Raw genomic sequence first — 14,396 nt, 5'->3', positions numbered from 1 at the left:
CAAATGAAACAATTTATCCACAAATCAATGGCAGTTTTTATGGCAGCCGTAGTTCTTATGACTACGATGTCGTTTACTGTGGATATGCATTATTGTGGAGATATACTTGTTGATTTTTCTTTTGTTCAACAAGTAGAAACTTGCGGAATGGAGAAAGCACAAGTAACTGTTTCTTGTGAGAAACCAACACTATCTAAAAAGTCTTGCTGCTCTGATGAGCAAATGGTTAAGCAAGGGCAAGATGATTTAAAGGTTTCTTTTGATTCACTCAGTTTCGAGCAACAAGTTTTTGTTGCCTCATTTACATATTCTTATTTAAATTTATTTGAAGGAACCGCAACTACAGATGTTCCTTTTGTTGCTTACTCGCCGCCCTTTGTCAAACAGGACGTGCAAGTGTTGCACCAGACTTTTCTTATTTGATCTATTAGACTTTTGAAACAAAGCCCAGCAGTTATACTGTAGTGGGCTGAATCTCGTGTACGGTATTTTTTACTTCGCACAATTTCAACTATCTAATAATCAAATCGTATGCTTAATAAGGCGATTAAATTTCTAATTGAAAATAAACTTGTAGCGGTACTTCTTTTAACTCTTTTTATAGGTTGGGGAGTTATAAACGCACCATTTAGTTGGGACACAGGTTTTCTACCTACCAATCCAGTTGCAGTAGACGCTATTCCAGACATTGGTGAAAATCAACAAATTGTTTTTACAAAATGGCAAGGGCGATCTCCGCAGGATATCGAAGACCAGATCACCTACCCACTTACGACTTCACTTCTGGGTATTCCTGGAGTTAAAACTATTCGTAGTTCTTCTATGTTTGGGTTTTCCAGTATCTATATCATTTTTGAAGAAGACGTAGAGTTTTATTGGTCACGTAGCCGCATTCTTGAAAAACTCAATTCGCTTCCTGCAAATTTATTGCCCGAAGGTGTCAACCCAGCTTTGGGCCCAGACGCAACGGGATTGGGACAAATATTTTGGTACACACTCGAAGGTCGTGATCAAGACGGTAATGTTACTGGTGGTTGGGATTTGCAAGAATTACGTAGTATTCAGGATTATTACGTGAAGTATGGATTGTCTTCTGCAGGCGGCGTTTCAGAAGTAGCATCTATCGGCGGCTATGTTCAGGAATACCAAGTGGATATTGACCCAGAAAAAATGCGTCAATATAACATAAGTCTCTCCCAGATAGCAAAAACTGTCAAGGAAAGCAATCAAGACATCGGTGCTCAAACTTTAGAAATTAACCAAGCCGAATATCTCGTGCGTGGTTTAGGGTATGTGAAATCGATAGCAGATATAGAAAATGCAGTCGTAGATTCAGAAAACTTCACTTCTATTCGTATAAAGGACGTTGCAAATGTTCATTTAGGACCAGCAACAAGGCGTGGTATTCTAGACAAAGAAGGTGCCGAAGTTGTAGGTGGTGTTGTGGTAGCTCGCTATGGCGCAAACCCAATGGAAGTCATTAATAATGTAAAAGATCAAATTGCCGAATTATCATCAGGACTTCCAACTAAAATATTAGCAGATGGTCGCACCTCACAATTAACTATTGTTCCATTCTATGACCGTACACAGCTCATTGAGGAAACACTTCATACACTTAACGAAGCGCTTACTCTTGAAATACTCATTACTATTTTAGTAATTATCGTAATGGTATTTAATCTACGAGCATCCATTCTAATTTCAGGATTATTACCTGTAGCGGTATTGATGGTTTTCGTCGCGATGAAGCTTTTTAATGTAGATGCAAATATTGTTGCACTATCAGGAATTGCTATTGCTATTGGTACAATGGTGGATGTAGGCGTCATACTTGCCGAAAATATGATTCGGCATTTGGAAGATGAGAAGTTACGCTTTCGCGAAAGCGGTATAGAATACACCACAAACGAAATAATCTACAACGCTACTGCTGAAGTTTCTGGCGCAATCTTAACTGCGGTACTCACAACGATTATCAGTTTCTTGCCCGTTTTTACAATGATAGGTGCAGAAGGTAAATTATTCCGTCCACTGGCGTTTACAAAGACGATGGCACTTGCATCCTCTTTAGTTATTGCTCTATTTATAATTCCGCCAGTTGCTGCTTTCCTTTTTAGAAATAATACTCTTAGAGAACGTACTAAATACATTGTCAATAGTGTTCTCATCATTCTAGGCGTTACGGCGATTATTTTCGGCTACTGGCTAGGACTTATTTTAATTGCCTTTGGTGTCGTAGCAATTTTGAGTGTGAGAGAGATTATTACAGCAAAACGAGCAAATCTCATTCATATTATTATTTCCTGTATTGCGATAGTCATACTTCTTGCCGAATACTGGAGACCGCTAGGTTTTGACCGTAGCATTTTTCTCAATTTGATATTTGTATCTATTATCTGTTTCGGACTGCTGGGTGTATTCTCTATTTTCAGAATGTATTATGATAGAATACTACGCTGGGCATTAGAAAATAAACTTTTGTTTTTAATTATTCCAGCAACGGTATTGACGTTTGGGTTTTTGATTATGCGTAATACTGGTAAAGAATTTATGCCAGCACTTAATGAGGGTTCATTCTTATTAATGCCTACATCCTTACCACACGCAGGAGTTGAAGAAAATAAACGTGTACTACAACAGCTCGATATGGCAGTGGCAAGCATTCCAGAAATTGAAACGGTAGTAGGTAAATCTGGAAGAACAGATTCTGCTTTAGATCCTGCTCCACTCTCTATGTATGAAAATGTAATTCAGTATAAATCTGAATATATACGTAACGAGAATGGTGAAAGACAACGCTATCAGGTAAATGATGACGGATTTTTTGTCCTCAAAAATAATAAGTTCATCGTAAATCCAAATAACGAAGTTGAGAAAAATGCAAATTATGATAAAGCAAGTCTACAGACTTCTGCAAACCGGGATGATTTAATTGAAGATAACGATGGCGAGTATTACAGAAACTGGCGACCAGACATCAATAGCCCAGATGATATTTGGAATGAAATAGTTAAGGTGACCAAATTCCCAGGAGTTACTTCTGCACCCAAATTACAGCCTATTGAAACTAGGCTCGTGATGCTACAGACGGGAATGCGAGCGCCTATGGGAATTAAAGTAAAGGGTCCTGATTTAAAAACGATTGAGGATTTCGGTTTACAATTAGAAGGTATTTTAAAACAAGCCGAAGGTGTAAAAGAACAAGCTGTTTTTGCAGACCGTATTGTTGGGAAACCTTATTTACTTATTGATATCAAGCGAGAACAATTGGCCAGATACGGTATTTCAGTAATGGATGTGCAGGAGGTTCTTAAAGTAGCTGTTGGAGGAATGCCACTTACACAAACTGTTGAAGGTCGCGAGCGCTATGGTATTCGTGTACGTTACCCACGGGAATTACGTGGTAATGAAGACGACTTAAAAAAAATTTATGTTCCGGTTGAAAAAGGGAATCCTGTGCCATTAGGCGAGTTAGTAGACATTCGTTACGAACAAGGACCGCAAGTCATTAAAAGTGAAGACACATTCTTAATTGGTTATGTACTATTTGATAAACTCGATGGTTTTGCCGAAGTAGATGTTGTAGAGAATGCACAGGCATTAATTCAGGAAAATATTGATACGGGAAAATTGGTTGTTCCTTCAGGTATAAGCTATCGCTTTACGGGAACCTATGAAAATCAATTAAGAGCAGAAAAAACCTTAGCGGTTGTAGTTCCACTTTGCCTACTCGTAATTTTCTTGATTCTTTATTTCCAGTTCAAGTCAGTTTCCACGTCGTTGATGGTTTTTACTGCGATTGCTGTGGCGTTTGCTGGTGGCTTTATAATGATCTGGTTATATGGTCAAGATTGGTTTTTCAATTTTAGTCTCTTTGGCGAGAATATGCGAGACCTCTTTAATATGAAAACTATCAATTTAAGTGTTGCCGTATGGGTAGGGTTTATAGCGCTGTTTGGTATTGCTACAGATGATGGTGTGGTAATGGCCACTTATTTAGACCAATCTTTTGAAAGTAAAAATCCAGATACTAAAAAAGGGATAAGGCTTGCTACTTTAGAGGCAGCTGGAAAACGTATTAGACCTTGTTTAATGACAACCGTTACAACCGTACTCGCTTTACTTCCAGTCCTTACGTCTACTGGAAAAGGTAGTGATATAATGATACCTATGGCGATACCTATTTTTGGTGGGATGATTATAGATGTTACATCCTATTTTCTACTACCAGTATTGTATAGCTGGAAAAAAGAATTTCAACTTAAAAGAGCAAACAAATGAAAAATACACTAATAATTCTTTGTCTTTTGTTTGTTTCCGCTTTCGCGAAAGCGCAACAATTACAAGCATACATAGACGAGGCACAATCTAATAACCCAGACATTCAGGCTTTTGAATTGCGCTATAATAGAGCCGAAGAAAAAGTAAATGAGGCTGACTGGATTCCTAATACAGAGATAAGCGCAGGCTATTTTTTGAGCACACCAGAAACCAGAACAGGAGCGCAACGAGCACGTATAGGTGTAAAACAAATGTTGCCTTGGTTTGGAACTATAACAGCACGTGAAAATTATGCCACCTCTATGGCAGATACCGAGTATGTGGAAATCGCGATTGCAAAACGAAAGTTAGCGCTTTCTGTTTCTCAATCGTATTATAGACTATACGCCATTCGAGCAAAGCAAGAAGTACTTGAAGAGAATATCCAGCTTTTAAATACTTACGAGCGATTAGCTTTAACATCTGTAGAAGTGGGCAAAGCGAGTGCGGTAGATGTACTGCGTTTACAAATACGCCAGAACGAAATGCAACAGAAAAAAGAAGTGCTTGAAGAAGAATTTATCGCAGAGCAAACTGTATTTAATAATTTATTAAATAAAGAAAAAAATGCCCTGATTACTATTCCTACAGAGATGAATATTCCAGAAATAGACTCAATCAAAACTTTAGAAGGTTTAGCATTAAATCCTGAATTACTCAAGTACGATAAACTTTACGAATCTGTAGCGCAATCAGAGTTACTCAATCAGCGTGAAGGATTGCCTATGATAGGTTTTGGCGTGGATTATTTACCTGTTAGTGAGCGTACAGATGCATTTCCTAGCGATAATGGTAAAGATATTTTGATGCCTATGGTTTCTGTTTCTATTCCCATTTTTAATAATCGGTATAAATCTATTTCTAAGCAAAATGAACTGCGACAGCAAGAAATTAACTTGCAAAAGGATGAGCGATTAAATGTGCTGGAGTCAGCTTTCGCGAAAGCGATATCCCAACATAATCAGTCCAGAATAGCATACAACACACAAGCTAAAAATTTAAAGCAAGCTAAAGATGCCGAACAAATTCTCATCAAGAATTATGAAACGGGAACTATCGATTTTAACGACGTGCTGGATATTCAAGAGCTACAACTCAAATTTGAGTTGAATCAGGTGGAATCCATACAGATGTATTACATACAATCTGCATTGATTAATTACCTAATCAACTAACCGATGGAAAAGAAATTATTCATAAAAAATATGGTTTGTAATCGCTGTATTAAAGCAATCCAGAGAGATGTCGATGCATTGGGTATTCAGTCAAAACATATCGAATTGGGCTCTATAATTTATGAACAGAAATCTAAAGATGATTTTCAAAATATAAAAGATGCCTTAGAAAACAATGGCTTTGAAATTCTACTTGCTCAAGACCAGCAATTAGTAGAACAAACTAAAATTGAACTCATCAAATTACTGCAAAAATTACCTTTACAATTAGAGAAAACACTCTCTAAATATTTAGAAAGTACAATGAATATTGAGTACTCAAAAATCAGTAAGATTTTTTCATTTAATGAAAGTATAACTATAGAAAAATACTTTATCAAATTGAAAATAGAAAAAGTAAAAGAACTGATACAATTACAAGAAAACAACTTTACAGAAATTTCACAACTACTTGATTATAGCAATTTAACGCATTTAAGTAATCAATTTAAAAATGAGACAGGTATGAGCTTAACAGAGTACAAAGACAACAAGCAAAATTTTAGGAATCCTTTAGACCGAATTGTGTAAATACCAACCATAATTAATAGATAGCAAGCTGTTAACCAACAGTATTTTTATAAAAAAAGATAACTATGAAAACAAAATTGATATTTCTTTTACTACTTGCTTTAACAACGGGCGTTTTTGCTCAAGAAGTACAGTTAGAAGGAAACATAAATAACCTTCCTATAAGAGAACACACCATCACCTTACGAGAGGCTACCGTAAATAAAGCAGGAAAAGACGTTATGGGAATGACCGTTAATGGAACCATTCCTGGTCCGACATTAGAATTTACCGAAGGAGAATATGCAATTATTTATGTAAAGAACGAGATGAGTGTAGAAACATCGGTGCATTGGCACGGACTTTTACTTCCTAACTTTTACGATGGTGTTCCTTACTTAAATACACCACCTATAGAACCAGGCCATACACAGAAATATGAATTTCCTATCAAGCAATCTGGAACCTACTGGTATCACTCGCATACAATGTTACAAGAACAAAGCGGTGTTTATGGTTCCATTGTAATTCAGCCTAAAGAAAAAGTGTTGGATTATGATAAAGAATTGGTATTGGTTTTTTCTGATTGGACTAATGAAAAGCCAATGAACGTATTGCGTAATTTAAAACGTGGCAACGAATGGTATGGCATTAAAAAAGGAACAGCTACACCACTAAATCAAGTAATCGCACGAGGTGCTTTTGGTGCGCAATTAGATTTTTGGAGACAGCGTATGGAAGGTGCAGATATTGCAGATGTATATTATCCTGCATTTTTAATTAATGGAGAAGAAAGCATTGACTATCCAGAATTTAAAGCTGGTGAAAAAATAAGACTACGAATGATTAATGGAGGAGCTTCTACCTCTTTTTGGATGACTTTTGGTGGGGAAACGCCTGTACTGGTTTCTTCAGATGGATTAGATGTGGTTCCTGTAGAAAGAAATAAAACTTTTATAGGAGTAGCCGAAACGTATGATTTTATTGTCACGGTACCAAAAGAAGGTAAGATGGAATTTAGAATTACTGCACAAGATGGTTCTGGTACAGCATCTGCTTTTATAGGTAATGGTACAATTTTACCTGCAATGGATGTTGCTCGACCAGATAAAATCGGGATGATGCAAAAAATGGCTAAAATGGATATGAAAATGGGTGCACACGCCTTAAAATTTCAGCCAGGTAAGGATGAGCGTTTTGAGATGAATGAGGAATACGGGATGCAGATGGATAAAATGGAGGGAATGAAAATGGATGGAGAGATGAAAATGGATCATTCTAAAATGGAAATGCCTAAAGATTCAATGCTAGTGGATCACTCTAAAATGAAAGGTATGAAGACGGATCATTCAAAAACATCTGGAATGGATATGAATAAGTCAAAAGATACTATAGCAATGGGTAAGATGGACCATTCTAATATGGCAGGAATGGATATGAATAAAGACAAAACAATGTCTGGAATGAATATGAAGAAAGAGGATTCTATGCCGGGAATGAAGATAGAAGGAATGGATATGTTTTCCGAATACAATTACGATTATTTAAAGTCGCCAGAGAAAACAACCTACGACAAGAATGTTCCTGTAAAAGAAATCTTATTGAATCTTACTGGTAATATGAATCGTTACATCTGGAGTATGAATGGTGTACCATTGTCTGAGGCTGATAATATCAAAATAAATAATAAGGAGGTAACGCGCATTACATTCAATAACCTGACGATGATGCACCACCCAATGCACTTGCACGGTCACTTTTTTAGAGTACTTAATGAAAATGGTGAATACTCGCCATTAAAGCACACGGTAAATGTGCCACCAATGCAAAAAATGACCATAGAATTTTATGGAAATAATGGCGATGAGGCTGGAGACTGGTTTTTCCATTGCCACATTTTATATCATATGATGGGTGGTATGGCAAGAGTAGTGTCTTATGATACGCCAAGAGACCCAAGAATGGATGAATTTCCAGCTTCTAAAATCATTGAAGAAACTAATAAATGGTACACTTGGGGAATGGCAGATGTTGCATCGCATACTACAGGTTTTAATTTATTGACTTCGAATATTAGAAATCAATTTAATGCCTCTTTTGAATATGGCTGGAATGAGAATATGGAAGGAGAATTTACATATGAACGCTATCTACACGATTATTTACGAGTTTTTGGAGGAGTTAATATTGAAAATGAATCTCCAGACAGCTTAGATGAATTTAGTACTACAGCAGTTGTTGGTGTGCGTTATTTAACGCCCTACTTATTCAATTTAGATGTGCGTGTCGATAATAAACTAAGACCAAGAATTGGTGTAGGACGCAGTATAATGATATTCCCTAAACTGTCTGTATTCGGTTATTATGAATACCAAATAGATTTAGGTTTCGTAGATGATTTACCTATGAATAAAGATTTTACTTCAGAAACCGTATGGAGTGCAGGAGCCGAATATATGCTATCTAGAAATTTCTCGTTAATGGGAAGTTATGATAACCGCTTTGGAGCTGGCGGAGGATTATCCGTAAGATTTTAAGTAAATAATATTAACACTAAAACAAATAGTAATGAGAAAACTAAAATTAACAATAGGTATAGTTGCAATAGCATTTATCACGGTAACAGCGGTGTCTTGCAAAGACGCAAAAAAGGAACAAAATACCTCAGATGGTAATCATTCAGAAATGAACCACGATAATAGCGATGGACATCACGATGGAGAAAGCAAGAAAATGGCAATGAATGGAGATGGCGCATCACAAGCTATTTTAAATGACTATTTCAATCTTAAAGATGCATTGGTCGCAGACGATAATGTAAAGGCAAAAAACCTTGGTGCAACCCTTGCTAAAAGTTTAGGAAATCTTGATGTTTCAAATTATTCAGATGCTAAAAAAGCAGATTTAAAGGATATTATTGAAGATGCTGTTGAGCATTCAGAGCATATTTCAAAAAATGATATAGACCACCAACGTGAGCACTTTAAAATCTTAAGCAAGGATGTAACTGATATGGTAGCAATTACAGGAACAACAACAAAATTATACGAACAATTTTGTCCAATGTTTGACGGTGGTTCAGCTTGGTTAAGTATGAATGAAGAAGTAACAAACCCATACTATGGTAGCAAAATGCTTAAATGTGGTAAAGTGCAAAGAGAAATTAACTAAATGAAAAAAGCTATAAAAATCATAGCAATTATCGCATTGGTCGTTCTTGTGGGAATTCAATTTGTACCCACAGAACGCAACCAAAGCGATATTGTCCCAGTAACCGATTTTATGTTGGTTAATAATGTACCTAAAACTATTCAAAAAAAGTTGCAAGTATCCTGCTATGATTGCCATAGTAATAACACCCGATACCCTTGGTATAATAAAGTGCAACCTTTTACCTGGTTTTTAGAAGGTCACATTAAAGAAGGAAAAGCGGAACTAAATTTCAACGAATGGGATTCGTTATCAAACCGAAGAAAGAAAAGTAAACTTCGATCAATTATTAAACAAATAGAAAGCGGAGAAATGCCTTTAGATTCTTACACCTTAATTCATAAAGACGCAACGTTCTCAAAGGAAGAAACGAATGAAATAATCAATTTCATCACACAATTAAAGGATAGTTTATAAATAATAATTAAATATTAAGGAAAATGAAAAATTTAAAAATGAGTATAGCAGCAATGCTATTGTTAACAATTTCTTTTACTAATGCACAGGAAAAAGAAAAAATGAACCACGGAGAAATGGAAATGGATCATAGTAAAATGAAAATGGGAGATGCCAAAACAGAAGTAATTCTTACTGATTATTTTATGTTGAAAGATGCTCTAGTAGGAGATGACACCAAAAAAGCCGCACAAGCAGGTACTAAACTAGTAGCCTCTCTTAAATCATTTGATAAAAGTAGCTACACAAAAGATCAGCAAAAGGAGCTAACCGACATTATAGAAGATGCTACTGAACACTCAGAACATATTGCTGAAAGTGCCATAGACCACCAAAGAGAGCATTTTAAGATCTTGAGTAAGGATATTACCGATATGATAGCTATTACAGGGTCAAAAAGCACATTGTACCAACAATTTTGCCCAATGTATGATAAAGGGAGTGCTTGGTTAAGCACAAGTGAAGAAATTAGAAATCCTTATTATGGAAGCTCAATGTTGAAGTGTGGAAAAGTTCAAAAAACTATTCAATAGATAGTCCCTTGTATAGAAATCTTTTCAATACTCTGGTTTATTAGTTAACAGAAAGTTGAGAGATGATAAGGATATCTGAATAGTTAAAAAGTCCTGTTTTGGAAGGAAAAATAATTGATGGTTAGTGTTAGTTACTTCCCAATTCAAGCACAAATTAAAGTCCTAATAAGAGAAAGGGATGTTCTTTTCATTGGTTGGTTTAGTAAACCCTTTCTCTTTTTTAGGCACAATGTATTAATTAAAAAAAATAGTAAAGAGTATCTGATTTTATGAGATGAAAGACTTAAGTGGTTAATCGTTTAATACTAGTTCGCCCCACATTTTTAAGTATAAAATAAAGATTTCAGTTTACTAATCACAATCAAAAAATATGTAAAGTGAATGAAGAATTGTTGTAATACTAATAATGCCAAAGCCCAAAATAAGAGCTCTTTTGCAAAATGGTTCAATTATTTAGTGTATGCAATATTAATAGCAATAATTGGCGGTGCATTGGTGCTACAGATATTAGTTTAAAAGAATAATATAATTGAAGAGACCTTTGATGAAAAATCATAGTTAACTAATTAATGAATGGGTAAAGAAAAAGACATAGAAACTACAACTGCGTTTTATGGGCAGCTATTCTATGGTTCTAAGTATGTGCTATTAGTGCTGCTTATCGCTTCGGTAGTCGAACTGTACGCTATGCCTAGTCTTGATGCGTCTTACGTTACAATTATAATTTTAGTTTTAACATTGATTAAAATTGGGTTTATTATAGCCTTGTCCTTTAATCAGTTGATGAAAATAATTGCTCAAAGTCATCTCTTGAGTCACGTATTGGTGCTGTTCGGATATTTGATTGTGTTGGTTATATTCTCGTTTGCAATAGATTTTACAGCATTACAATTTTTGGACCCTACTCATTTTAAAGTCAACAATGGCATTGGAAATAATGGACTCTCGGTATTTTTCGATTTATCCTATTTCAGCCTTATTACATTTTCATCTGTAGGATTTGGAGATATAGTTCCAATAACGGTTCCTGCTAAAATTTTAGTAACACTTGAGGTATTACTTAGATTTTTCGTGTTGGTTTTTGGTATCGCAAATGTGAATAGAATTAGAGTGAATAAATAACCCTTTAAAGAAAAAACAGTATGAAAACAGTAAAACTTACAACATTATTAACGCTATTGTTATTTGTGACTAGTCAAATCAACAGTCAAAATGCCGATGTGGATACAGAAGAACAAGCGGTCATAGAAGTGATGAAGTCGTATAAAGATGCCATTCAAAACCTGACTACAGACGGTACTTTCGAACTTTTTACGGAGGATGCTACAATTTTTGAACAAGGTAAAGTAGAGGGCACTTATAAAGAGTACATTAATGGGCATCTAGGTCCAGAATTAGGTCACTTTAAAAGTTTTACATTTTCAGATTATAAAATTAATGCAAATGTCAATTTACCGTATGCATATACAACTGAAAATTACCTGTATAAGATAGTTTTAAAAGGTGACAAGGCTAAAGGGACAGAGGAGCGAACCATTAAAAGTAAAGGAGTTGCTACTTCTATTTTAGAAAAAATAGAAGGCAAATGGAAAATCATACACTCACATACTTCATTTAAAAAGTTATAATTCAATTGATTGTTAAATAGATGTTATGAAAAACATATTAGTGCCCACAGACTTTTCAGATAATTGCGATAAAGCAGCAAAACTGGCTATTAAAATCGCAACACTTTTCAAATCCGAAATTCATTTTTTACATCAATTGCATACACCTGTAGATTGGGTAAAACTCGATAAGGAAAAGGAAAGTAATTATCCTGATACGCTTGCAGCAATAGGTGATGCCAAAAGTAAATTAAGAGCATTAGATATGGAGGCAGAACATAAGGGTTTAAAATCAAGAACCTTTTTACAATTTGTATCAGACAATCAAGCAATTGTAGAACATTCTCACGATTTTCATCACGATTTTATTGTAACTGGAAGTAAAGGTATTCAAAAAGGATTCTTAAGTAAATTATTGGGTAGTAACGCCCAAAAGATTATTCGGAATACTCGTGTGCCTATTTTGGTTGTTAAGGAAAATGAAGTAATATTTCCTTTTAAAAATATTGCATTTGTGTCAGACTTTAAGGAAGATATTTCCAATGCATTTAAAACAGTTGAAGAAATTTCAAAAAAATGTAATTCAAAAATACACTTGTTAAACATCAACACAACAACAGATTTTAATAGCGTTGAAGATGGTTTGGAGCCTATTAAAGATTTCATAAAGCATTTCCCAAACTTGGAAAACTATCAGATGCACGTTTATAGTGAAACTAATGTAGAAAGTGGTATCCAAAAATTTGAAGAATCCATTGATGTAGATTTAATTGTAATGTATACCCATAGCAGAAAGGGATTATCAAGTATGTTTTCAAAGAGTATTGCCGAAGATGTAACGAATCATTCAAAAAAACCAGTGATGACAGTTCATCTATAATATGAAAAATTACGATACTCTTTCAGAGGCTATGAACAGTTTAAAAGCTGATGGCTATACCTATGATTTCAATATATGCTCGGGACATATAGAATGCAATTCTTTAAAATTAAAATTACACCCAGAAGATTTTGAGGTTGATAAGATGTATCGCTTTGAAGGTATGAGCAGTACCGACGACAATAGTGTGCTTTACGCTATATCTTCTAAAAAAGGAATTAAAGGCTTATTAGTAGATGCCTATGGTGTCTATGCCGAGAACATTTCCGAAGCTATGCGAAAAAAATTAAGATAAAATGAAACCACCAAAAATAAATAATCAAAAACTTTCATTAATAGGCTCTGTATCATTAGGCACAGGCGTGATGATAGGTGCTGGTATTTTTGTCTTAATGGGTCAAATAGCAGAGTTGGTAGGCGATTTGTTTCCCATTGCTTTTATTGCAGGTGCCATCGTGGTTGGGTTCAGTTCTTATTCTTATGTAAAATTTTCAAACGCGTATCCTTCATCTGGAGGTGTTGCAAAATTTTTAACAAAAGCGTATGGACCAGGTACTGCTGCTGGGTCTTTCTCATTATTAATGTACGTGTCTATGGTAGTTGCAGAGAGTTTAGTTGCAGGTACTTTTGGAGCTTATGCATTGCGACTATTTCCACAGGAATATTCAGGATATGCATCAGTATTAGGTGTGGTTCTTATAGGTCTCGCTTACATTATAAATATATCCGGTAACAAGATTATTGAAACTACGGCTACGTTTACAGCAATTATTAAAGTAATTGGCATTGTACTGTTGGCAGTTTCAGGATTGATTATTTCAGGCTTACCGACCATCACGGGGAATTATGTAGCGAGTAGTAGTCAATCCTTACCCGAAGGTTTCGGTTTTATAGCTGCTTTGGCTTTATCTATACTTGCCTTTAAAGGATTTACAACTATTACGAATCAGGGAGGGGATATTAAAAATCCACATAAGAATGTTGGGCGTTCCATAATTATTTCAATAGTTATATGCACCATTATTTATGTTGTTTTGGCCTTATCAGTTGCTGGAGCATTAGGTGTTGAAGAAATAATTATAGCAAAAGATTATGCTTTGGCGGCGGCAGCAAAACCAATATTTGGCGAATGGGGTTCTATATTAACAATTATTCTTGCAATTATTGCTACGGTATCTGGGGTAATAGCTAGTGTATATTCCGCTTCAAGAATGTTAGGAATGTTAAGTAGTATGAAACAAGTGCCCAATTTAAACATCATTCAAAAACTTAAAAATCCAGCACTCATTTTCACGGTTTCTTTGGCAATACTTTTGACTATTTTGTTTGACTTAACTCGTATAGCTTCCATAGGTGCAATCTTTTATCTGATAATGGATATTGCAATTCACTGGGGACTATTTAGACATCTTAGAACAGAAGTAAAATTTAATCCAGTTATTCCTATAATAGCAATAGTAATGGATGTAGTTATTTTATCTGCATTCATTTATTTAAAATATATAAACGACCCCTTCGTGCTTATAGTAGCAGGAATAGGTATCATTCTTATATTCCTTTTTCAATTCCTTTTTATGAAATCTCATACTGATAGTGATGGTAACATGCATATGGAAATGAAGATGGATGATGAGGGAATGATGAAAATGTAAAATTTAGAAAA

13 protein-coding genes are annotated in these 14,396 nt (G+C 35.1%); all 13 read left to right on the top strand.

Annotation, left to right across the window (positions count from 1 at the left end):
• Nucleotides 1–3 precede the first annotated feature (3 nt).
• Complete coding sequence (locus tag QZZ53_RS00720; RefSeq protein ID WP_151674536.1) at nt 4–423, top strand: hypothetical protein; 420 nt, start codon at nt 4–6, stop codon at nt 421–423.
• 108 nt (nt 424–531) lie between these two features.
• Nucleotides 532–4,284, top strand: a complete 3,753-nt coding sequence (locus QZZ53_RS00715) for an efflux RND transporter permease subunit (RefSeq protein WP_296380416.1) — start codon at nt 532–534, stop codon at nt 4,282–4,284.
• On the top strand, nt 4,281–5,498 hold the full coding sequence (locus QZZ53_RS00710; RefSeq protein WP_272022852.1) for a TolC family protein: 1,218 nt from the start codon (nt 4,281–4,283) through the stop codon (nt 5,496–5,498). The genes QZZ53_RS00715 and QZZ53_RS00710 overlap by 4 nt, the downstream gene beginning before the upstream one ends.
• Nucleotides 5,499–5,501: 3 nt before the next feature.
• The gene (locus tag QZZ53_RS00705) at nt 5,502–6,068 is read left to right on the top strand and encodes a helix-turn-helix domain-containing protein (protein ID WP_151674533.1); all 567 of its coding nucleotides are present in this window, start codon (nt 5,502–5,504) and stop codon (nt 6,066–6,068) included.
• Nucleotides 6,069–6,133: 65 nt separating this feature from the next.
• On the top strand, nt 6,134–8,584 hold the full coding sequence (locus QZZ53_RS00700) for a multicopper oxidase domain-containing protein (protein ID WP_151674532.1): 2,451 nt from the start codon (nt 6,134–6,136) through the stop codon (nt 8,582–8,584).
• Between the two features lie 31 nt (nt 8,585–8,615).
• Nucleotides 8,616–9,218, top strand: coding sequence for a DUF3347 domain-containing protein (locus QZZ53_RS00695; RefSeq protein WP_151674531.1), 603 nt, complete (start codon nt 8,616–8,618; stop codon nt 9,216–9,218).
• Entirely contained in the window at nt 9,219–9,674 is a 456-nt protein-coding gene (locus QZZ53_RS00690; RefSeq protein ID WP_151674530.1) for a heme-binding domain-containing protein, read from the top strand.
• Between the two features lie 23 nt (nt 9,675–9,697).
• Entirely contained in the window at nt 9,698–10,246 is a 549-nt protein-coding gene (locus QZZ53_RS00685) for a DUF3347 domain-containing protein (protein WP_151674529.1), read from the top strand.
• A gap of 573 nt (nt 10,247–10,819) precedes the next feature.
• Nucleotides 10,820–11,368, top strand: a complete 549-nt coding sequence (locus QZZ53_RS00680) for an ion channel (protein WP_151674528.1) — start codon at nt 10,820–10,822, stop codon at nt 11,366–11,368.
• A gap of 20 nt (nt 11,369–11,388) precedes the next feature.
• Nucleotides 11,389–11,874, top strand: coding sequence for a nuclear transport factor 2 family protein (locus QZZ53_RS00675; RefSeq protein ID WP_144782597.1), 486 nt, complete (start codon nt 11,389–11,391; stop codon nt 11,872–11,874).
• Between the two features lie 25 nt (nt 11,875–11,899).
• Nucleotides 11,900–12,733: a universal stress protein gene (locus QZZ53_RS00670; RefSeq protein ID WP_151674527.1), complete on the top strand. Its 834-nt coding sequence runs from the start codon at nt 11,900–11,902 to the stop codon at nt 12,731–12,733.
• A gap of 1 nt (nt 12,734) precedes the next feature.
• A complete protein-coding gene (locus QZZ53_RS00665) occupies nt 12,735–13,028 on the top strand; it encodes a phosphoribosylpyrophosphate synthetase (RefSeq protein WP_144782601.1) in 294 nt (97 codons plus the stop codon).
• A gap of 1 nt (nt 13,029) precedes the next feature.
• Nucleotides 13,030–14,385 (top strand): APC family permease, encoded by a 1,356-nt coding sequence (locus QZZ53_RS00660; RefSeq protein ID WP_144782603.1) that lies wholly within the window; start codon nt 13,030–13,032, stop codon nt 14,383–14,385.
• Nucleotides 14,386–14,396: the final 11 nt, after the last annotated feature.

The organism is Winogradskyella sp. (assembly GCF_016744625.1).
GTDB lineage: Bacteria > Bacteroidota > Bacteroidia > Flavobacteriales > Flavobacteriaceae > Winogradskyella.
Note: the sequence above shows the minus strand (reverse complement) of the source record. Positions and strands in the feature narration are given on the sequence as shown.

Excerpts from the sequence above, each read along its gene's own strand:
- QZZ53_RS00670 (WP_151674527.1), top strand. The coding sequence starts at position 11,900 with ATGAAAAACATATTAGTGCCCACAGACTTTTCAGATAATTGCGATAAA.
- QZZ53_RS00665 (WP_144782601.1), top strand. The coding sequence starts at position 12,735 with ATGAAAAATTACGATACTCTTTCAGAGGCTATGAACAGTTTAAAAGCT.
- QZZ53_RS00680 (WP_151674528.1), top strand. The coding sequence starts at position 10,820 with ATGGGTAAAGAAAAAGACATAGAAACTACAACTGCGTTTTATGGGCAG.
- QZZ53_RS00690 (WP_151674530.1), top strand. The coding sequence starts at position 9,219 with ATGAAAAAAGCTATAAAAATCATAGCAATTATCGCATTGGTCGTTCTT.
- QZZ53_RS00675 (WP_144782597.1), top strand. The coding sequence starts at position 11,389 with ATGAAAACAGTAAAACTTACAACATTATTAACGCTATTGTTATTTGTG.
- QZZ53_RS00685 (WP_151674529.1), top strand. The coding sequence starts at position 9,698 with ATGAAAAATTTAAAAATGAGTATAGCAGCAATGCTATTGTTAACAATT.
- QZZ53_RS00660 (WP_144782603.1), top strand. The coding sequence starts at position 13,030 with ATGAAACCACCAAAAATAAATAATCAAAAACTTTCATTAATAGGCTCT.
- QZZ53_RS00695 (WP_151674531.1), top strand. The coding sequence starts at position 8,616 with ATGAGAAAACTAAAATTAACAATAGGTATAGTTGCAATAGCATTTATC.
- QZZ53_RS00710 (WP_272022852.1), top strand. The coding sequence starts at position 4,281 with ATGAAAAATACACTAATAATTCTTTGTCTTTTGTTTGTTTCCGCTTTC.
- QZZ53_RS00700 (WP_151674532.1), top strand. The coding sequence starts at position 6,134 with ATGAAAACAAAATTGATATTTCTTTTACTACTTGCTTTAACAACGGGC.
- QZZ53_RS00705 (WP_151674533.1), top strand. The coding sequence starts at position 5,502 with ATGGAAAAGAAATTATTCATAAAAAATATGGTTTGTAATCGCTGTATT.
- QZZ53_RS00715 (WP_296380416.1), top strand. The coding sequence starts at position 532 with ATGCTTAATAAGGCGATTAAATTTCTAATTGAAAATAAACTTGTAGCG.
- QZZ53_RS00720 (WP_151674536.1), top strand. The coding sequence starts at position 4 with ATGAAACAATTTATCCACAAATCAATGGCAGTTTTTATGGCAGCCGTA.